Raw genomic sequence first — 20,101 nt, forward strand, 5'->3', positions numbered from 1 at the left:
AGTAGAAAGCATGAGTACAAATCAGCCTCATGGCGGTGTATTAATCAACCGCATTAACTTTTCTTATGACATTACAAAAGTAAGCAAAAAAATCGAACTGGACGCGTTCGCCCTTTCCGATTTGGAACTGTTGGCGATCGGCGCCTACAGTCCACTCACCGGTTTCTTGGGTAAAGCTGACTATGAAAGCGTCGTGTATAACATGCGCCTTGCTGACGGAACCGTATGGAGTCTTCCGATTACTTTGCCGGTAACGGAAGCCGTAGCCGCGCAGCTTGCACCAGGGGATATGGCACAGCTTGTGTACGAAGGAACGGTGTATGGTGTTATCGAAGTACAGGAACTGTACACACCGAACAAGGAAATAGAGGCGGAAAACGTATATGGTACGACAGAAATCAAGCACCCGGGCGTTAAAAAGCTATGGGAGCGACCGGGAGTGTATGTTGCAGGCCCGATTACGCTGATAAAGCGTCCGAAAAAGAACAGGTTTAAAGAGTTCTATCTTGACCCGGCTGAGACGAGAGCCGTGTTTGCTGAGCGCGGTTGGTATACGGTTGTGGGATTTCAGACGCGCAATCCGGTTCACCGCGCCCACGAGTACATCCAGAAAACGGCGCTGGAAATTGTGGACGGCCTGTTTTTAAACCCGCTGGTTGGCGAGACGAAAGCGGACGATATTCCGGCTGACATCCGGATGGAAAGTTATCAGGTACTTCTTCAAAACTATTATCCGCTTGATCGTGTGTTCTTGGCCGTGTTCCCGGCGGCCATGCGTTATGCGGGACCGCGCGAAGCCATTTTCCACGCGATCGTGCGAAAAAATTACGGTTGTACGCATTTCATTGTCGGACGCGACCACGCCGGCGTTGGCAATTATTACGGCACGTACGATGCGCAGCGGATTTTCTTGAATTTTTCGCCGGAAGAGCTGGGTATTACACCGCTTTTCTTTGAACATAGTTTTTATTGCAAAAAGTGCGGCAACATGGCTTCAACGAAAACATGTCCGCATAGTGCGGAAGATCACCTTCATTTATCGGGCACGAAAGTGAGGGAGATGTTGAGCCGCGGTGAGGCACCGCCGCCGGAGTTCAGCCGTCCTGAAGTAGTAGAAGTGCTGATTCGTGGCATGAAGGTCGCGATCGGCAATTAGGACCGGGAGGAGGCAGAAGTATGGCAGGACACAACGCCAATATTGTTTGGCACAGGACAACGGTAACGAAGCAGGATCGGCAGAAAACGAAGGGGCATAAAAGCGCGGTTCTTTGGTTTACCGGTCTGTCCGGTGCGGGCAAGTCGACGCTCGCTAACGAAGTGGAACGCAGATTGCATGAGAGAGGGATGCATACGTATTTGCTGGATGGAGATAACATCCGACACGGCATTAATAAAGACCTGGGATTCAGCCCGGAAGACCGTGCGGAAAATATTCGCCGTATCGGCGAGGTAGCGAAGCTGTTCGTGGATGCGGGTGTGCTTGTATTAACCGCGTTTATCTCGCCGTATCGCGCCGATCGTGCTCTCGCTCGCGGATTGGTAGAAGATGGTGAGTTTATTGAGATTTATGTGAATTGCGCGCTGGAAGAGTGTGAGAAGCGTGATCCGAAAGGGCTGTACAAAAAAGCGCGGACGGGAGAGATTCCAGAGTTTACCGGCATTTCCTCGCCGTATGAGGAGCCGGAAGCACCGGAATTAATCGTGAAGACGGATAAAAAAACGCTGGATGAATCCGCAGAGCAAGTGATCGCATTTTTGCGGAAGAAAGGCATTATTTAGTATAAAGGGCACGGCCTTTTTCTGGCCGCGCCTTTTTACTTTTGCATAAACTTGCTCAAATCTGGAGTTTTCTATATTAGATAGCATGACTTACCGTTGTGAAATAAGGACAAATGGGGTAAGATAAGTTTTCCGTTATCATTTTGCATATGTTTCACCTATTTGGCTCGTCTGAAAAGATGAGAAAACAAATATAAGGAAGGGGTGAAGCTTTATGAAAAAACGCACGGTAAGAACATTTATGGCCGGTGTGATTGCCGGGGCAGCGCTGATGTGTGCAGCCGGTTTTTCATATGCCGCCTTGACAAAAATCGATGTAAGAGTGACGCCTGTCAGCTTTGTGATGGAAGGACAGAAAATACAGCCCAGCGATAAAGAACAGCAATACTTTAATGGTAAAAGTTATATTCCTGTTTCTTTTGTATATAAAGATACTACGTATGTGCCGCTTCGCTTTGTTTCGGAAAAGCTTGGACACAAAGTTGGATATGACCCGGCGACCCATACGATTTATCTAGGGAAAGAAAAAGGAGATGGAAAAGAATTGAAATTTAAAACGATTTATCCTTCGGGCGGCGAACAACCACAATTATCTTCCCGGATTCAGCGGTGGTTTGACGACCATAAGAAGCAGGAATTTATGGGTACGATGTGTGATGAGGATGGAATGTACGCGATGGTGGCAAGAGGCGAGCAGCCAAATGGGGGATACGGAATTGAAATTGTAGGCGTGACCGAATACGTCGATGAGATTGTGGTAAAGGTAAGGCATAAGAATCCGGAGCCGGGCAAAATGTATACGCAGGTGATTACGTATCCGACCACCCTAGTGAAAATGCCATGTACCGACAAAAAAATTCGATTTGAGATCGTGAATGACATACATGGCAAATAAGCACTATCTTTTGTGCGCTTACACAGAGCGAGAGCGGGATAGAATTCCTGCTCTTTTTTTATTTTATTACATAATTTTCTATACGCTCATCGCACATTGTCTTCCTTCTTATTTTGAAAACAAATGATATCATGTAGTACAGGGACAAAGAGAAAGAGGGAGAGCTTGTGGCTGCGCGAAGTTTCGATTTTACGAAAGGGAATATTATGCGACAGATGATCGCCTTTTCCCTCCCAATATTTTTCACGAATGTGTTACAGACGTCATATCAGTTTATTGACAGTTTATGGGTCGGCAACCTGCTTGGGTCAGACGCGCTCGCTTCTGTGTCTGTATCAGCGACGGTTGTGTTTACGATGCTGTCATTTATTATCGGGATGAACGGAGCAACATTGACGATTCTTGCCCAGCGTAGGGGCGCAGGTGATGAAGAAGGGTTAAAAGAATCGCTGAATGCGTTTGTCGTTGTATTTACTCTACTATCCATTGGTATTGGAATTATCGGCTATATTTTTTCGCCTCACATTCTAACGCTGATTCAAACACCGTCAGCTATTCATGAGCTGGCCACTCAGTATTTGCAGGTGAATTTTATCGGAATTGTATTTTTGTTCGGCTATAATTTTATCGGCACAGTGCTTAGGGCGCTTGGAGACAGTCGCACGCCCATACGGTTTGTGCTGATGGCCGTAATTTTGAATACGGTGCTTGATCCTCTGTTCATTATGTACTTTGATCTTGGAGTGGTAGGAGCGGCGCTTGCGACCATCGTGGCACAAGGTTTTTCGTTTGTATATGCGCTTATATACACGAGGAAATCGGGAAAAATTCCATTCATAAAGCCTCATATCCCCGATCGTACATATGCATTGGCGATTTTTAAATTAGGCATTCCTGCCGGTTTGCAAATGATGGTGATTTCTGGCGGAATGATGGCGATTATGAGCGTAGTGAATATGTTTGGCGAGAATGTGGTCGCTGGGTTTGGCGCTTCACAGCGTATGGATAATTTGATTATGTTGCCTATTGTTACACTTGGCTCGGCGGTGAACAGTATGTCCGGCCAGAATATCGGAGCTGGAAAGTGGGAACGTGTCAGCGGTATCGCGCGCAGTGGCATATTGTTAATTGTCAGCGTGTCGTTTGCTATTGGGGTATTAGTGTATGCAACGGCAGCAAAACTGCTTGAATGGTTCGTGGACAATCCGGAGTCGATAGCATTTGGCACGCTGTACCTTCGCACGATTTGTTTTTTCTACCCGTTCCTTGGGATTAACTTTGTGCTGAACGGTATTATCCGCGGTGCAGGCGGCATGGTACAGATTCTGGTGCTGAATTTTATCTCTTTCTGGGTATTGCGTTATCCGCTGACTGCAGTATTTTCCAAGTGGCTGGGCGAGCAGGGGATTGCCTATGGCATGGGTACAAGCTTTGTGATTAGCGCGGTTTGTGCAAGTGCGTATTACCGATTCGGGCGCTGGCGCGAAATTCGTTTATTGCAGGGTAAATAAGGATTTCCGGAAATTTACTATTTGAAAAAGCAAGAGGCAGGTAATGATAAAGGTTAAGAATCTTATTTTCTTGATAGAAAAACACTTTACTTATTAAAGATAATAAATTATAATTAGTTTGTAGTTGTAATGCTTAGAAAATGAATAGAATATGAGTAAAAGGAGAGAGTACGATGGCAAAAGTTCTTTATATTACCGCGAATCCGAAGCCGGTTGAGGCGTCTTATGGCCTGAGACTGGGTGAAACGTTCTTGAAAGCATATCAGCAGCACAATCCCACAGATACGATCGAGCGCCTTGACCTTTACAAAGAAGAAATTCCATTCATTGATGCGCTTGTCTTGAACGCATGGGATAAAGTCGCAAAGAATGAAGCGCTGAACGACGAAGAAAAGCGTGTGCTTGGCCGCATGACAGAACTGCTTGACCAGTTTATCGCGGCGGACAAAGTAATTTTCGTAACACCGCTTTGGAATTTAAGTTATCCTCCGCTACTGAAAGCGTATATTGATAACGTTGTAATTGCGGGCAAGACATTTAAATATACGGAACAAGGCCCGCAGGGCTTAATGGCCGGCAAGCGCGTGATGCATATCCAGGCGCGCGGAGGCGTGTATTCTGAAGGGCCAGCCGTAGATTTTGAGTTCACAGATAAATATCTGCGCGGCATTATGGGTTTTATTGGGATTACTGATTATACCCACATTTTCGTGGAGGGAATGGCGGCCACGCCGGATAAAGCGGAAGAGATCTTTGCTAAGGCGGAGCACAAAGCACGCGAAGCGGCGGTCGAGTTTGCGAAGAATTATCAGCGTACATAAGTTGTACTATTTGCGCTGAATGGGGTATAGACAATAGAAAAAACAGGTGCTACCATTTAATTTGAAGAAGCGTTCACTAACCAAAAGAACATAGGTTGGGAACGCTTTTTTATCATGTTTCGCGAGGAGTTGTTGCCATGTGAGAGCAGCGGGCAAATTGATGGTTTCTGTGCTGGCGCTGGCGGCTGCGTTCGCGGCCGGGCTCTGGACGAGCGCAGGTGAAGCGGACGGTTTTAAAGAAAAAATTACCGCCTATTTTTATCCTGTAACTTATTATTTTGATGGTAAAAAAGATACAAGCGATCCGAAAGTATATAAAAATAATGGCAATCAAGTTCCGAAGACGATTACATACCAAGGGACCACCTATGTTCCATTGCGATATGTCGGAGAAAAGCTTGGCAAAGAAGTAGGATATGATGGGAAGACACATTCTGTTTGGATAGGGCAAAAACCTAAGCTAGAAGCTGTGCAGGCAAATTCTGTTCAGCGGACAGCAAGCGTAACATCGAGCTTTAAAGTTGAGATTGGAGACCGCTGGGATACTGTCAAATCCAAACTGGGATCTTATAAAGCTGCCTATACGGGAGCGAACAAGACGAAGTGGTGGGTATATGACAGGTATTGGATCGGTTTCCGCGACGGCCATGTGATTGAAATGTTTTCTAACACCCTGGACACACAGTATAATGGCGTAAAAGTGGGGAGCACGCGCAGCGAAGTCGAGAAGAAATTGAAATATAGCGCTAAGCCGGAATGGGCTTTATACGGGGCTACCTTTACTTTTAAAAATGACAGTTCGGAAAAAGTGCTGTACAAATCCGGTTCCTTAGCGATCATTGCTTACTATGACAATCTGGACAAAAAAAAGTTACTTGGTTTACGTGTTGTCAATCCAACTGAGCTTGTTCATAAGAAATACTTTGGCTATACGTATCAATATATAAAAAAACCGAACATTCCTTCTTATCCGACGGATACGGCTACTGTCAATCGAGATGCTGCTAGGCAAGTATTATGGCTGACCAATATAGAAAGAGCAAAGAAGAAAGTGCCTGCTCTTGCGTGGAGCGATCAGGCGGCCGCCTCCGCCTATAAACATAGTAAAGATATGAGCGTGTACAATTACTTTTCGCATACAACGCGCGCTGGAAAATCACCGTTTGATTTAATGGCTGAGCAAGGAATTAAATACACTTTGGCCGCTGAGAATATTTCTATGGGATATCCAGACGCTATTGAAGCTGTATTTGGGTGGATGAATAGCTCCGGCCACAGAAAAAACTTATTGAATCCCGCTTTTAAAAAGCTTGGTGTAGGCGTGTACGGGACATACTATACCCAGCATTTTTTCACGCCCTAATCAGGCAATTATGTTTTGACAAGTTCATGCTGGAAGAAGTAAAATATCATGTGATTGCCTGAAAATTAAGAGTGGAAGGGACGAGCATTTATGTGGGATTATATTATTCCGATTCTTACGCTGCTTGTCGGAGTGATTGCGGGGTTCGCCCTTGGCGTATGGTACTTGCGAAACCAAATGGCGAATATGCAGATGGATGAGAAACAAATCCAGCAAATCGCCCGCTCGATGGGAATGAACTTGAATCAAAAGCAGTTAAACCAGATGACGCGCAGAATGCAAAACATGAAACCTGGTCTGAAACCGGGTGCGAAAAAGAAAAAATAACCGGGGAAACCTGTCATAAAAGCTGTGAACGAGGCCGATTGGACACAGCTTTTTGCTATTCGCGTAAAAAAGAAAAAACGCGCATCCGGCACGGATTGCGCGTTTTTTATGTTATGGCTTTTCCAACGCCAATTCCGGCGCAAGAACTTTGCTTTCCATTTTGTGTTCGCGGTATTCCCAGCCTGTGTAGGAATCTATGATGTTCAACTGTTCGTCTAGGTGAACTATCGCAACAAATGCATAGTGCGTTTTGGTTCGATAGCGCAAATCGATCCAGCGCACTTCGTGACCAAACGTTCGTTTTTTTGTATATACGTACGGGTACCGCGTGAAGGATAGAAAAGCTTGCACCTTATTATCCTGCTTTGCTTTTTTGATAACTTCATTTTCTTCTTTATGGTAAAAAGTGTCGTGCCAGATGATACGTTTGTTGTGCAATTCGCCGACATACGAAGCATAGGCGGTCTGGACGATCACACCCCAGTGCGTCCAACGAAGCGTCGGAAGCAGAATATAGTGCCCTTCTTCGCCTAACTCGGCTTTTACGAACCGCACTAATCTGCGGTAAGTTATTGTTCTTTGGATAATATAGGAAATCATAATCGTATATACGATGCTGAACACATGTCCTGGGTCGAAACCGGCAGCCCAGAAGAGAAAACCGATAAGGTGAATGGCCATGATGAATGGGTCGAATATGTTGATAACATTGAAAGAAATCCATCGTTTGGAGAAAGGGCGGGCTGCTTGCGTACCGTATGCGTTAAACAAGTCGATAGACACATGAACAACTACGGCGAGCAGCGTCCACAATAACAGATGCAAGTATGAAACGCCTGAAAAGAAGGTATAAATACCGCCACTGATAAGTCCTGCCCAAATGAAAATCGCCGGAATGGAGTGAGAGCGTCCGCGATGATTGCGAATATATGATGCGTTGCCGCGAAGTTTTAATACCGTATCCAAATCGGGCGCCTGAGAGCCAATCAGCGTTCCGAGAAGTACAGCATTGGCAAGTTCAGGTTGGCCGGCTACGACCGGATCCAAATACGCAAGACCTGCGAGACCAAATCCCATTGCAATGTGGGTACCTGTATCCAAGTAAACTCCTCCAATTTCCGTATTAGCCTTAAGCGGCTTCTGTTTTCGCTACACTCTTTCTCGTTTTCCAGTTTTCGTGGATAGCGTAAAGCATTATGCTTTATTATAAAAGAAAACGATATGAATGTTTAGCAATTTAACATAAAATATATATTTTTTATATGCTGTTCAGAGTCTTAATGTACCCATTACAAGAACGAATGATGATGCGGGAGGAGAATGTGGATGAACTGGATTCAAGTGTTTGCGGAATATAAAATCATCCCGGAGAAACGCGGAGAATATTTGCAAAAAATTAAAGACATAGCGATTGCTATGGAGAAAATTGGCGCGCGTAATTTCGTATTGCAAGAAGGTGTAGATCAGCCTGGTTTATTTGTTGAAATGTTTCACGTTCCTACTGTGGAGGCATATCGAAAAATCAAGCGAAAACGTTGTGAAGAGACGGGAACTTCGGGGGGATTCTGGCAGAGTATCAACGATTGTATTGTAGCTGGAACGAACAGATTAAATATGTGGGCGTTTGCGCCGGTTGACATAGATGGGAGTGGAGAATAATACATGGCAAAGCAGCAGGAACGGCAGCAAGATCTGATTGGTTCGTTTGATATCGAAGGATTTCAGGATGATTTATTGTATTGGTTTGAAAGGCAGCAGCGGGATTTGCCTTGGCGGCGAGATCGGGATGCCTATCGTGTCTGGGTATCAGAGATTATGCTTCAGCAGACGAGAGTAGAGACGGTGATTCCGTATTATGAACGGTTTATGGAACGTTTTCCGACCGTGCGTGATCTGGCTGAAGCTGATTTAGAAGAAGTATACAAATACTGGGAAGGGCTCGGCTATTACTCGCGGGCTAGAAATTTGCATGCAGCTGTAAAAGAGGTGCAGGAAAAGTACGGGGGCGTAGTACCCGATACACCGGAAGAAGTGCATGCCCTAAAAGGAGTCGGGCCCTATACGGCAGGCGCTATTCTAAGCATCGCATACGGGCTGCCGGAGCCTGCGGTGGACGGCAATGTCATGCGTGTGCTGTCCCGTATTTTTTTAATTGAGGAAGACATTACGAAGGCGAAAACGAGAAAGCTATTCGAAGCGGTTGTGCACCGAATTATCGCACACCGGAATCCTTCGTTTTTTAATCAGGCGTTAATGGAACTGGGTGCGCTGATTTGTATTCCGCGTTCGCCACGTTGTGGGATATGTCCTGTAGCGAACCACTGTCGTGCCCGGGACAAAGGGATACAAGAGTCATTGCCTGTGAAGAAGAAAGCGAAGCAGGTGCGGATCGAAGAGCGAGCGGTAGCATTGATACAGCGGAATGATGGGAGATGGCTGCTTCATAAGCGTCCTGGAACAGGGCTTTTAGCGAATTTGTGGGAGTTTCCAAACACGGAATATAAGGGAGACGCAGACCCGAGAGAACAGTTGAGCACGTATGTATATCAGACGTTCGGAGTAAAATGCATACCTCAGGAATTAGTAATGGAGCATAGCCACGTATTTTCGCATTTGCAATGGAATTTACGCACTTATATATGCGCGTACAAAGGGCAAGAAGATGTGGAAGGAGACGCTGAGGCAAAAGTGCGGGCAAGCTGGGTACTGATAGAAGAAATGCCGCACTATCCATTTTCTGTATCCCATAAAAAAATCGCGGACGGGTTACACGAAGGATTTCAGCAAAGTTTGCTGTAAGCGCATCAAGTCAGGGCGAGAAACGAAATGCGACAACGGATCTGGCTGCGCCTGCTTTTGAACTCTTAATTTTTAGGCGGCTAGAATAGATACGGTGAATGACAAAAAAGGGGGGGGGAGCATGGAGAATGAAAAAAGGGCAATGAAGCCGGAAGATATAGAAGAAGTCAAAAAAATCGTAAAAATGGGAAGGGTACTGACCGATGAAAGCGACCTTTTCAGCTATTCGTTTGACGCTTCCTTCGGCACATATTTGCCGGATTTGGTTGTTCAAACAAAAAGTGTGACAGAGCTTGCTGCGCTCGTGAAGTTGGCAAACCGCAAACGAATCCCCGTATACCCGCGCGGACAATCGACGTGTCTGAGCGGGGGGCCTTTGCCGGTGAAAGGCGGTATGGTATTTGATTTGTCAGTGATGAATGATGTGCTGGAAATTGATGAAGAAGATTTAATCGCCGTCGTATCGCCCGGTGTGTTGACCGCGGATATTCATCGTGCGGCTGAAAAAAAAGGATTGATGTATCCGCCAGACCCCAGCAGTTCCCACGTCTCGACTATCGGCGGTAATCTGGCGGAAAATTCAGGGGGGCCGCGGGGATTGAAATACGGGGTAACGAAGGATTATGTAATTGGCCTTGAAGTTATTGTTCCAGAAGGGGAAATTATTAGAACCGGAGGCCGGACGGTGAAGAATGTTACAGGCTATGATTTGACCAAGCTGATCGTTGGCTCGGAGGGAACGCTCGGCATTATTACGAAAGCAATATTGCGACTTTTGCCCAAGCCTCCTGCTTCGGAGACGGTGATGGCCGTATTTGATAGCCTTGTGGATGCGGGCGGTGCTATTTCAAAAATTCTCTCTTCCGGTATTTTACCTGCCAAAATGGAATTGATGGATCAGGCGTCCATTATAGCAGTGGAAAATTACGAGCCATCTAATTTGCCTGTCGATGCTGAAGCGATCATTCTGCTCGAACTGGACGGACATCCTGTGGCGGTTAAAGATGAAGTTCAGCAAGTTGCAGAACTGTGTAAAGCGGTTGGTGCTAGAGAAATCCGCATTCCGGGAAATGAAGCGGAAAAGGCGGAAATATGGCGGGCGCGCAAGCTTGTATCTCCGGCCATTGTGCGTATTAAACCGACGAAAATTTCCGAAGATGCTACAGTACCGCGGAGCAAAATTCCCGACATGTGTGCGAGACTGCAAGAGATCCGTAGAAAGTATAACATTCATCTGGTCGTCTTTGGCCACGCGGGCGATGGAAACCTACATCCAAATATTATTGCCGATAAAAATGACAAAGAAGAAATGAAGCGAGTTGAGGAGGCAATTGCGGAGATTTTTGCAGCAGCGGTAGAACTGGGAGGTACGTTATCAGGCGAACATGGCATTGGGACGATGAAAGCGCCGTTTATGGAGATGGAATTAGGAGCGGTCGGGCTTGACATGATGCGACGTATTAAGCAAGTTTGGGATCCGAACAATATTATGAACCCGGGCAAAATTTTTCCAGAGCCGGGTCAAAAGCTGGAGTTGACCTAAAATGAACGAACCTTTAGAACAGTTGCGGAAAGAGTTGCAATATGAAAAAACGAATCGCTGTGTCCAGTGCGGTTACTGTCTTCCTGTGTGTCCGACATACATTACGATGAGAAAAGAAACGCATTCGCCGCGTGGAAGAATTAACCTAGTTAAGATGGTGGGTGAAGGAAGAATTACCGATTTGTCTGTTCTAGAGGAACCGCTGAATTTGTGTCTTGGATGCCGGGCCTGCGAGACGGCCTGTCCAACTGGTGTCGAATATGGTGCGATTCTTGAGGCATCCAGAGCTGCGCTGGCGCGGCGTAAGAAATTTTCTGTTCCGGTTCGTCTGTTGCGCCGGACAATGTTTAAAAAAGTGTTTTCGAGTAAGCGAATAATGAAATTTGCAGGCAGTATGCTTTGGCTGTATCAAAAAAGCGGGCTGCAAAAAGCAGCGCGCGTTTCCGGTGCTCTTGAGAAATTGCCGTATCATCTTGGCGTTTTTACAGAGGCCATTCCTCCTTTGGAACGTGGGCGAATACCTGTAAGAATAAAAGCGAGAAGAGAAAAGAAGTACACGGTTGCATTTTTTACCGGATGCGTCATGGACGCTGTGTTTCAGCGCATTAATCGACTATCGGTATTGCTGCTCGCGGAGGCAGGGTGCGATGTCATTGTTGTACCAGGGCAGACATGCTGTGGAGCGCTGCACGCGCATGCCGGAGAGGTGGAAGAAGCCAGGCGCCTTGCCAAGCAAAATATTGCCGCGTTTGAAAAAGAAGACGTCGATTTTGTTGTCAATAATGCCGGAGGCTGTGGCGCGATACTGCACGAATACGGCCATTTGCTAGGGAAAGAGGAGGAATGGAAAGAAAGAGCCGAGTCTTTCGCCGCAAAGTCAAGGGATATCAGTCAGGTGCTCTTGGCTTGCGGCGGTCTGAAGAATTTGAAACCACGCTCTGGCGAGCGGGTAACGTACCAGCGTTCTTGCCATTTGACCAACGTCCAAAAGGTTGTGAATGAACCGCTGGCGCTTTTGAAAAGCGTACCCGGCATTGAGTTCGTGGAGATGGAAGAAGCACAGATGTGCTGTGGCTCGGCAGGTATTTATAACATTGTCCATTATAATGAAGCGATGGATATTCTTGATGAAAAAATGAAACATACGAAAGCGACAGGAGCTTCCGCCGTCATTACAACAAACCCGGGCTGTCTTCTGCAAATGAAGCTCGGAATTGAGCGGGAAAATTTGTCCGGTTCGATGCGGGCTGTACATCTTGTTGAATATTTGGCGGAAGCGGCAGGCATTTCCTGAAATATGTTAGTAAAAAATATGTTTGTTATCGGTGAAGGGCTATGAATCGGTTCCAGGTTCTTGGGTGGCAACTGGCAAACGGTATAGCGGCAGGATAAAAAGCAGACCGACGATAAATAGAATTCCTGCCATTTCATACATCGCAACAAGGGAAAATAAATTTTTAAGCAGGCCCGCTATGCTCATCGTAATGACCATTGCCCCGGTGAACAACGGACTGAGAATACCGTTAACCCGACCTATATATTGACTTTCCGTATTTTGCAAGATCATCGTGTTGATTCCTATTTGAATGCAAGGGAGCACTAAACCGCTGAAAAACTGTGCAGTTAATGTTAACCACGGAGTCGTTGATATACCGGATATGGCCATGCAGATCGCGTCGACAAACATGCCGAATGCTAGCAGTTTTTGTGGTGCGACCGATTTAGCGAAAACCATAGCCAATCCGCCGCCTAGAACCATGCCGATCCCGCTGACGGTCATTAACCATTGCAAATATTCTTTTTCTAGACCGAGTCGTTCTGTAACTAGAAAAACGCCGAGCGGCTGGATAAGGCCAATCGCCAAACCGGCGGCGAAGAAACAGGCTCCGAGCAGCGTTAGTACTTTTTTCGACAGCACATAACGAATCCCGGCAGCCATCTCTTGAAGGAGCGTTGAATGAGTCTCTTCTTTACCCATATCGCGATCCGGCGGAAGAAAAAACAATGCAACGGCCGACATGAGGAAAGCTATCCCCGTTATCATAATCGCAACTTGAATACCAAAGGTTTGATAAACGAACGTTCCAAGAACTGGGCCAAAAATCATGAATACAGCGAAGATCGTTTGATAAATCGACATCCCAGCTTGCACCTGTTCGGCCGGAACGTGCATTTTAAATAGCTTTAACCCGGCTGGCTGTGAGAATTGAGACAAGATCGCCGAGAACAGTATGGAAAAAAACACAGCCTTCCACGAACCAAAAATCAATGTAAATAGAACGGCGAATACTGATATGGCGCTCAATACATCGCACCAGATCATTGTTCGCTTGGGGGGCCAACGGTCGGCAAAGGTTCCCCCGATAAACGAGAAAATAAAAATCGGCGCAAATTCAGCGACCGAAACCATTGAAACTGCGAATGCATCCCCTCCTGTCATTTCCACTACATACAGCAGCACGGAGAAATTACGTACCCAGATGCCAATTTGGAGAAAAAGTTCAGATAATAGGATCGCTTGCACAAAACGATTGCGAAATAGGTTGGCCATGGATGGTGAAGACAATATGGTTTCCTTCCTTCCGTTTATTTTTATTTCATATTTCATCACTTTAATTTCCAAATATAAGCATAAAAAACCTCCTTATCCATTTTTCTGGATAGGAGGCAGAACAGTAACAAAAAGATACAGTACAGTACTTTTCGACTGATGCTATTAAATGGGTATTTTATATATAAAAATTCATACTAATCCTATCCAAGAAAAGTTTTTGTGCTTAAATGATGAATGTTTTTAAGGATAAGATTAGTTGATCATTGGTTTAAAAGTCACCCTTCCATTAAATATCAATTTGATATTACACTATTACATAAATTAAATCAAGGATTTGTTTTGATTAACAGCATTGACTTCAACCTAATCTTTTATTTTTTATTGCGAATGTTATGTTTTAATCGCGGTTTCCAAAAATGCGGAGAAGATAAAGGAAAAGATTAAGAAAGTCAAGGTATAGTATCAGCGCGCCGATAATTGCCTCTTTTGTTTCCTCTTCCGTATCTTCGTTTCCGATTATGTTCGTTTCTTTAATCTTTTGCATATCATAGGCTGTTAGCCCAGAGAAAATAACGACTCCAGCGTATGTCGTAATCCAGTATAGGCTGCTGCTTTGGAGAAAGAAATTGACCAGCGTGGCGAGAATAAGTCCGATAAGAGCCATGAAAAGAATAGAGCCCATACGGGACAAGTCCCGTTTGGTTACGTATCCGTATAGAGCAAGCGCGCCGAACATGCCTGCTGTTACAAGAAACGTTAGTACGATGGAAGTAGACGTATAAAGCGCGAACAATAGCGAAAACGTGATGCCGTTCAATGCGGCATAAATGAAGAATAAGAGCATAGCGCTGGTGGCGGACAATTTTTGCACACGCGCCGATAAGTAAAAAACAAGAATAAGCTCCGCAATAAGAATAATGAAAAAGGCGTATGGATGTGCGCTGAAATAAGCGAGTACGTTTTCATTTCCGCTTAACAGATAGGCGACAAGCGCAGTCATCAACAAACCGGCAAACATCCAGGAAAATACTCGTTGTATATACCGCCGCTGTTCCGCGGCAACCGTTGCAAGATTCAATGTTTTTGCCTCCTTTTTTTTTATTTTTAGTCTTTCCTTATTTTACGTTAATTTTGTGCTGTCGGTTGCAAAAAAAAACAGACCGAATTCCGGAAAGGAAAGACGGTCTGTTGGTGTATGACGCATCATTATTTCGCGTCGTTGTAGCGTTTGCTTACTTCGTCCCAGTTTACAACGTTCCACCAAGCGGAAATGTAATCCGGACGCTTGTTTTGGTACTTCAGATAGTAAGCGTGTTCCCATACATCCAAGCCAAGGATTGGAGTTTTGCCTTCCATCAGCGGATTGTCTTGGTTTGGTGTGCTCGTGATAGCTAGTTTCCCGTTGTCTACAATTAACCAAGCCCAACCGCTTCCGAAACGGCCAGCCGCCGCTTTTGCGAATTCTTCTTTCATTTTTTCGAAGCTTCCGAAAGCCTCGTTGATAGCGTTAGCCAGTTCACCAGTCGGTTCGCCGCCACCGTTCGGGCTCATGATTGCCCAGAACAGGCTATGGTTATAGTGACCGCCGCCATTGTTGCGAACGGCTGTGCGGATGCTTTCTGGTACGTTGCCAATGTTGCGCATTAAATCTTCAATGCTTTTGTTTGCTAATTCTGTATGTCCTTCGAGTGCTGCATTCAGATTGTTCACGTATGTTGCATGGTGTCTATCGTGGTGAATTTCCATCGTTTGCGCGTCAATATGAGGTTCAAGTGCATCAAATGGGTAAGGTAGAGCTGGTAATTCAAATTTTGCCATAATATAACTCCTCCTTTTATGGTTGTATACGGATATGTTTCCAAAATTCATTATATCGTACTTAGATTATAATTCAATACAAAACAGATAAAAATGTATAATAAATATAAGATTGTGTTTTTCTTGCCCTTGCGTTTAGTCATAAATAATGCGTGAACTATGATCCCACGCGCCATGGTCGCCTGATATATCGCCCCGACGTTCAATTTAGAAATAGACATATCGCTTAGCTCATCCGGCTTGCGTCCTACATACATTTCTTCACCCCCGACTGGCGGCATTTTGTATCGTACAGCCGCAGTTTTTGGTCTCTCTTACTTTTACCGCAATGGCTTTTTTTTAAACACAGCCTGAATATTGAACGAAAATTGTAAGAATTAAGGAATATAAAAGGGTTTTCTTAAAAAAAAATGAATATATTTTTAGTATAAATAAAATGATTGGGGAAGGGGCAATGTGTATGTATCCTTTTGAAGAAGTATTAGCATGGGAAGCAGAAATGAATGACAGTCTCTATCAAGAGAGAAAAATCCTTGCCGCTTATCAATGGATGAAAATGGATTTGAATGATCGCCGGGCCGCTCTTCTTCAGGAAAATACGATCGATGGGATTGCCCTTGACCAGCTAGATCAGGCACTTCTCCATGTCGAAGAATTAATTATGGAACGATATATCATCATTGATGAGAAAGAAAAAGCTGTCGAGCGCATGTATCAGCAATGGCAGCATATACTGCAAAATATGCAATAAAATCTCTGCTTCCCGCTTGTCTACGGCGGGTTTTCTTTTTTGTATGCTTTTTCTATAGTGATAATAGCGACATTTATCAATAGGTGGTGTAAAATAAAAGAAGATGAAAAGCAGGGAGGACGTTGGTGTGCTAATACGGTCGTTTCGTTTAGGAGATTACGCACATATTACTCGCATTTGGGAAGAAACTGGATTGGAGCGAACAGAAACCGAAACGTTAGATGCACTGGCAAAGCAGCTGGCTTGGGATAGTGAATTAGTAATGGTTGCTGAATATGAAGGAGAAGTAGCCGGGGTAATTGTAGGAACCATTGACGGAACGAGAGGATATTTCTACAGATTAGCTGTCAATCCAGCGCTACAAGGACACGGTATTGGGCGCAAGCTGGTCGAGGCGCTGGAAAAAAGATTTAAAGAAAGAGGCGTAACACGAGTATTTATTATGGTAAATCAGGATAATAAGAAAGTCCTTCCTTTTTACAGTTCGCTTGGGTATGAAGTGAAGGAATACATTACTTTATCGAAAAAATTGACGCCCAACAAAGATTCTGAATAAGGGCGTTTGCTTCTTTCGCGCCGAAAATGGGAAAAATGTACGTGAAGGAGCGTTCGTATAGATTACAAGAAAAGGAAGGAGAGCGTGATGACGTCACCCGGAATCCCCATTCGCATCGAAAGCTATAAGCATGACCGGTCGTTTCACCGTTCGTGGGATAAAACGTTACTGCTTCACTTAAGCGATGCGGTTTTAATCGGCGGAAACGATAATGTCCGAGTCACCGAGTCGGACGGGCGGGAATGGCGGACGCGCGAACCGGCGATATGTACGTTTGGTCGCGGACAGTGGTTTAATACAATCGCAATGATTCGGACAGATGGCATTTATTACTACTGTAATATTGGTTCGCCTTTTTCTTTACGCAATGATTTGCTGACGTACATAGACTATGATCTTGATGTGAAAGTTTATCCGGATATGACATATACAATTCTGGATAAAGAGGAGTTCGCGCTTCATAGCCGACGTATGCAGTATCCCCAGGATGTGGTTGACATGGTGTATAAGGGCGTCCAAGAGGTTGTAACATGGATTCAAGAACGCCGAGGCCCTTTTCATCCTGGTTTTGTAGAACGCTGGTATGAACGGTATCTACATTTAAAAAATTAATGAAACTCCTTTTCGCACCGAAAGGGAGTTTTTTATTCGGCAGTTATAGAAAGGGGATGATGAGTTGGGCAGTATAAGAAGATATGTTCGGTTTGTCAAGCCTTACTGGAAGCGCATTGTAATTACGATCGTTGTAGGGATTTTGAAATTCGGCATTCCGTTGATTATGCCGCTGTTGCTAAAGTATGTAGTGGACGATATTTTGCTTTCGCAGGCAGCGCCCGACGATAAAATGAAAAACCTATTCTATGTTATGGTGACTGTCTTTTTTATTTTTACGGTGCTGCGCTGGCCGATCGAATACTGGCGGCAATATTTGGCACAGTCGGTTTCCAATACCGTATTGTACGACATTCGAAACCGGGCATTTGATCATATCCAGAAACTATCTTTGCGCTATTTTCACAATCATCGCGCCGGTGAGGTCATTTCCCGGGTGATTAATGATGTGGAGCAGACTAAAAGCTTTATCGATACCGGCTTGATGAATATTTGGCTTGATCTTGTAACACTGCTTATTGCCTTGGGGATCATGTTTTCCATGGATGGATGGCTTACACTTGTCGCCATTTGTATGTTTCCGCTATACGGCTTTTCGGTCAAATATTTTTATTCTCGTTTGCGCCATCTAACCCGGGTGCGTTCACAGGCGCTGGCGACGTTGCAGGCCCATTTGCACGAACGTGTGCAGGGCATTCCGGTGATTAAAAGTTTTACTCTTGAAGATCATGAACAGAAGCAATTTGATAAACGAAACAGAAATTTTCTGGCGAAAGCTTTAGAGCATACTAGCTGGAATGCGAAAACGTTTGCCGTAGTTAATACGGTGACGGATATTGCACCGCTGCTTGTCATTATGGTAGCGGGTTATCGGGTGATCCAGGGCGAACTGACCGTCGGAGCGCTGGTTGCATTTTATGCGTATCTTGATCGTCTGTACGCGCCATTGCGCCGTCTGGTAAATTCTTCAACAACGCTTACCCAAGCGTTCGCTTCTATGGATCGGGTATTTGAGTTTATGGATGAAAAATATGATGTGACCGATAGCCCGGGCGCACACAAATTGCCGCCTGTGGAGGGAAGGGTTACATTTGAAAATGTGTACTTTCGCTACGCAGAAGACGGGGAGGATGTGCTTAAGGGGATTAATCTTACAGTCGAGCCCGGTGAAACGGTCGCGTTTGTCGGGGCAAGTGGCGGCGGAAAGTCATCATTAATTAGCCTCATTCCGCGTTTTTACGATGTCAGAGAAGGGAGCGTGCGCGTTGACGGTTATGATGTGCGAGATGTGACAATGAGAAGTTTGCGCAGCCAGATAGGAGTCGTGTTACAGGATAATATTTTATTTAGCGATTCGATTCGAGAAAATATTTTGATGGGCAATCCGGAAGCGACAGAAAAAGAAATGGTCGAAGCGGCGAAGGCGGCCAACGCCCATGATTTTATCATAGAATTACCAAATGGATATGATACAGAAATCGGCGAGCGTGGCGTGAAGTTATCGGGCGGACAGAAACAACGGATTGCTATCGCGCGCGTGTTTTTGAAAAATCCGCGGATTCTTATTTTTGACGAGGCGACTTCGGCGCTTGATTTGGAATCTGAGCATTTAATCCAGCAGTCGCTGGAACGGCTCGCGCATAATCGGACAACATTTATTGTCGCGCATCGTTTGTCGACCATTACGCATGCAGACAAAATTGTTCTGATTGAAGATGGACAGATTAAAGAAGAAGGTACACATCAGGAGTTGATGAACAAACAGGGGGCGTATTATAAGCTTTTTACTGTTCAAAACCTGGAAGGAGTGGAAGCGGCAAGCGGAAAATAAGTAGAAATTGCCCCATCTGATATATCGACATCCCGGTGTGGCTGGCAGAAAGAGTGAAGGAGATACTTTTACATGTATCCATTAAAATGATAAATGAACTTATGAAAAGTTATTTTGAATATGATCAAAAGGAAGGAGATTTTTCATGAAAGCATTACTTTTGTTTGCGCATCCAAACAATCAAGATAGCTTTAACTCAGCGATTCGGGATGAAGTTCAGAAAGCCCTGGAATCGAAAGGAGTGGAAACTCGCATCCGGGATTTATACGCGGCGAATTTCCAGCCTGTCTTGACAACTGATGAGATGGCTTTATGGGAGAGAGGGGAAGTGCCTGAAGACATTGTTGAAGAACAGAAGCATATTAAGTGGGCTGACCTCTTGGTTATCATCTATCCGGTTTGGTGGGCAGGGCCTCCGGCTATATTGAAGGGATATTATGACCGCGTGTTAACGAGCGGATTTGCTTACCAGTACACAGAAAATGGGCATGAAAAATTGCTAGGCGCCAAAAAAGCCCTGGTCATCGAAACGGCATCCGCTACAAAAGAATCGCTGCAAAAACGCTCTTTGGATAGTGCATTTAAAGCCGCTGTAGATGTCGGGATTCTTGATTATTGCGGTATTCAAGTAATGGAACATCTGATCTTAGATAATATTCATCATGTATCTGATGATGAACGTAAACAAATGCTGGCCCGTATTAAAGAAACAGTGTCTAAACTCTATATAAATCATAATTGATATATTGACATTCTTCCGTAGTTTGAGGGAAGAAGAAGGGGATGCCCCTTTTTTCCATGCACGTATCTTGGTCATCTCCCTTATCCAATAGATAATGAACCTCCCCCACCTACGCCGGAGGCGTGGAGGAAGGGGACTTCTCGCGTGTTATGTTAAAAAATTTCTTTACAAAAGGTTTAACCACAAACCCATTAAGTTA

The 20,101-nt window shown here is 45.0% G+C and carries 20 protein-coding genes; 16 read left to right on the forward strand and 4 right to left on the reverse strand.

Translation table 11 applies throughout. The annotated features are described in order from the left end of the window. Positions 1-10: 10 nt before the first annotated feature. The 7 genes from sat to K3F53_RS03360 all read left to right on the forward strand — a co-directional run bounded on the left by sat (position 11) and on the right by K3F53_RS03360 (position 6,696). Positions 11-1,156, forward strand: a complete 1,146-nt coding sequence (sat, locus tag K3F53_RS03330) for a sulfate adenylyltransferase (protein ID WP_057899815.1) — start codon at positions 11-13, stop codon at positions 1,154-1,156. Between the two features lie 20 nt (positions 1,157-1,176). After that, positions 1,177-1,779 (forward strand): adenylyl-sulfate kinase, encoded by a 603-nt coding sequence (gene cysC / locus K3F53_RS03335; RefSeq protein WP_057899814.1) that lies wholly within the window; start codon positions 1,177-1,179, stop codon positions 1,777-1,779. A gap of 214 nt (positions 1,780-1,993) precedes the next feature. Beyond that, a complete protein-coding gene (locus K3F53_RS03340; RefSeq protein ID WP_220559337.1) occupies positions 1,994-2,674 on the forward strand; it encodes a protease complex subunit PrcB family protein in 681 nt (226 codons plus the stop codon). Between the two features lie 206 nt (positions 2,675-2,880). Further along, complete coding sequence (locus K3F53_RS03345) at positions 2,881-4,185, forward strand: MATE family efflux transporter (RefSeq protein ID WP_057900424.1); 1,305 nt, start codon at positions 2,881-2,883, stop codon at positions 4,183-4,185. A gap of 173 nt (positions 4,186-4,358) precedes the next feature. Further along, on the forward strand, positions 4,359-5,006 hold the full coding sequence (locus K3F53_RS03350) for an FMN-dependent NADH-azoreductase (protein ID WP_057899812.1): 648 nt from the start codon (positions 4,359-4,361) through the stop codon (positions 5,004-5,006). Between the two features lie 139 nt (positions 5,007-5,145). Then, positions 5,146-6,369, forward strand: coding sequence for a CAP domain-containing protein (locus tag K3F53_RS03355; protein WP_220559338.1), 1,224 nt, complete (start codon positions 5,146-5,148; stop codon positions 6,367-6,369). Between the two features lie 90 nt (positions 6,370-6,459). Further along, positions 6,460-6,696 carry a YneF family protein gene (locus K3F53_RS03360; RefSeq protein WP_057899810.1) on the forward strand — a complete coding sequence of 79 codons (237 nt, stop codon included), beginning with the start codon at positions 6,460-6,462 and terminating at the stop codon, positions 6,694-6,696. Positions 6,697-6,807: 111 nt separating this feature from the next. On the opposite strand, the gene K3F53_RS03365 is transcribed toward K3F53_RS03360, so the two are convergent. After that, a complete protein-coding gene (locus K3F53_RS03365) occupies positions 6,808-7,797 on the reverse strand; it encodes a metal-dependent hydrolase (RefSeq protein WP_057899809.1) in 990 nt (329 codons plus the stop codon). Positions 7,798-8,022: 225 nt separating this feature from the next. Here K3F53_RS03365 and K3F53_RS03370 point away from each other — a divergent pair, with 225 nt between their 5' ends. The 4 genes from K3F53_RS03370 (at position 8,023) to K3F53_RS03385 (ending at position 12,332) form a co-directional block, all read left to right on the forward strand. After that, positions 8,023-8,355, forward strand: coding sequence for an MFS transporter (locus K3F53_RS03370; protein WP_057899808.1), 333 nt, complete (start codon positions 8,023-8,025; stop codon positions 8,353-8,355). 3 nt (positions 8,356-8,358) lie between these two features. Beyond that, complete coding sequence (gene mutY, locus K3F53_RS03375; protein WP_057899807.1) at positions 8,359-9,495, forward strand: A/G-specific adenine glycosylase; 1,137 nt, start codon at positions 8,359-8,361, stop codon at positions 9,493-9,495. Positions 9,496-9,637: 142 nt separating this feature from the next. Continuing rightward, the gene (locus K3F53_RS03380; RefSeq protein ID WP_156424132.1) at positions 9,638-11,038 is read left to right on the forward strand and encodes an FAD-binding oxidoreductase; all 1,401 of its coding nucleotides are present in this window, start codon (positions 9,638-9,640) and stop codon (positions 11,036-11,038) included. Between the two features lies 1 nt (position 11,039). Beyond that, positions 11,040-12,332 (forward strand): (Fe-S)-binding protein, encoded by a 1,293-nt coding sequence (locus K3F53_RS03385; protein ID WP_057899806.1) that lies wholly within the window; start codon positions 11,040-11,042, stop codon positions 12,330-12,332. Between the two features lie 39 nt (positions 12,333-12,371). Here K3F53_RS03385 and K3F53_RS03390 read toward each other — a convergent pair whose 3' ends face one another. The 3 genes from K3F53_RS03390 to K3F53_RS03400 form a co-directional block, all read right to left on the reverse strand. Next, positions 12,372-13,589 carry an MFS transporter gene (locus tag K3F53_RS03390; RefSeq protein WP_057900422.1) on the reverse strand — a complete coding sequence of 406 codons (1,218 nt, stop codon included), beginning with the start codon at positions 13,587-13,589 and terminating at the stop codon, positions 12,372-12,374. A 400-nt stretch (positions 13,590-13,989) separates the two neighbouring features. Further along, positions 13,990-14,670, reverse strand: a complete 681-nt coding sequence (locus K3F53_RS03395; RefSeq protein WP_257721574.1) for a Bax inhibitor-1/YccA family protein — start codon at positions 14,668-14,670, stop codon at positions 13,990-13,992. A gap of 128 nt (positions 14,671-14,798) precedes the next feature. Continuing rightward, positions 14,799-15,410, reverse strand: a complete 612-nt coding sequence (locus tag K3F53_RS03400) for a superoxide dismutase (protein WP_057899804.1) — start codon at positions 15,408-15,410, stop codon at positions 14,799-14,801. 460 nt (positions 15,411-15,870) lie between these two features. Between K3F53_RS03400 and K3F53_RS03405 the strand changes: the two genes are divergently transcribed. The 5 genes from K3F53_RS03405 (at position 15,871) to K3F53_RS03425 (ending at position 19,902) form a co-directional block, all read left to right on the forward strand. After that, entirely contained in the window at positions 15,871-16,161 is a 291-nt protein-coding gene (locus K3F53_RS03405; RefSeq protein ID WP_057899802.1) for a hypothetical protein, read from the forward strand. A gap of 127 nt (positions 16,162-16,288) precedes the next feature. Then, positions 16,289-16,717 carry a GNAT family N-acetyltransferase gene (locus K3F53_RS03410; RefSeq protein WP_057900421.1) on the forward strand — a complete coding sequence of 143 codons (429 nt, stop codon included), beginning with the start codon at positions 16,289-16,291 and terminating at the stop codon, positions 16,715-16,717. An 87-nt stretch (positions 16,718-16,804) separates the two neighbouring features. Next, a complete protein-coding gene (locus K3F53_RS03415; protein ID WP_057899801.1) occupies positions 16,805-17,329 on the forward strand; it encodes a DUF402 domain-containing protein in 525 nt (174 codons plus the stop codon). Positions 17,330-17,393: 64 nt separating this feature from the next. Further along, the gene (locus tag K3F53_RS03420; RefSeq protein WP_057899800.1) at positions 17,394-19,160 is read left to right on the forward strand and encodes an ABC transporter ATP-binding protein; all 1,767 of its coding nucleotides are present in this window, start codon (positions 17,394-17,396) and stop codon (positions 19,158-19,160) included. Between the two features lie 145 nt (positions 19,161-19,305). Further along, positions 19,306-19,902 (forward strand): NAD(P)H-dependent oxidoreductase, encoded by a 597-nt coding sequence (locus K3F53_RS03425; RefSeq protein WP_057899799.1) that lies wholly within the window; start codon positions 19,306-19,308, stop codon positions 19,900-19,902. Positions 19,903-20,101 lie beyond the last annotated feature (199 nt).

Origin of the sequence: Aneurinibacillus thermoaerophilus (genome assembly GCF_019603355.1) — a bacterium.
GTDB classification, from domain to species: Bacteria; Bacillota; Bacilli; order Aneurinibacillales; family Aneurinibacillaceae; genus Aneurinibacillus; species Aneurinibacillus thermoaerophilus.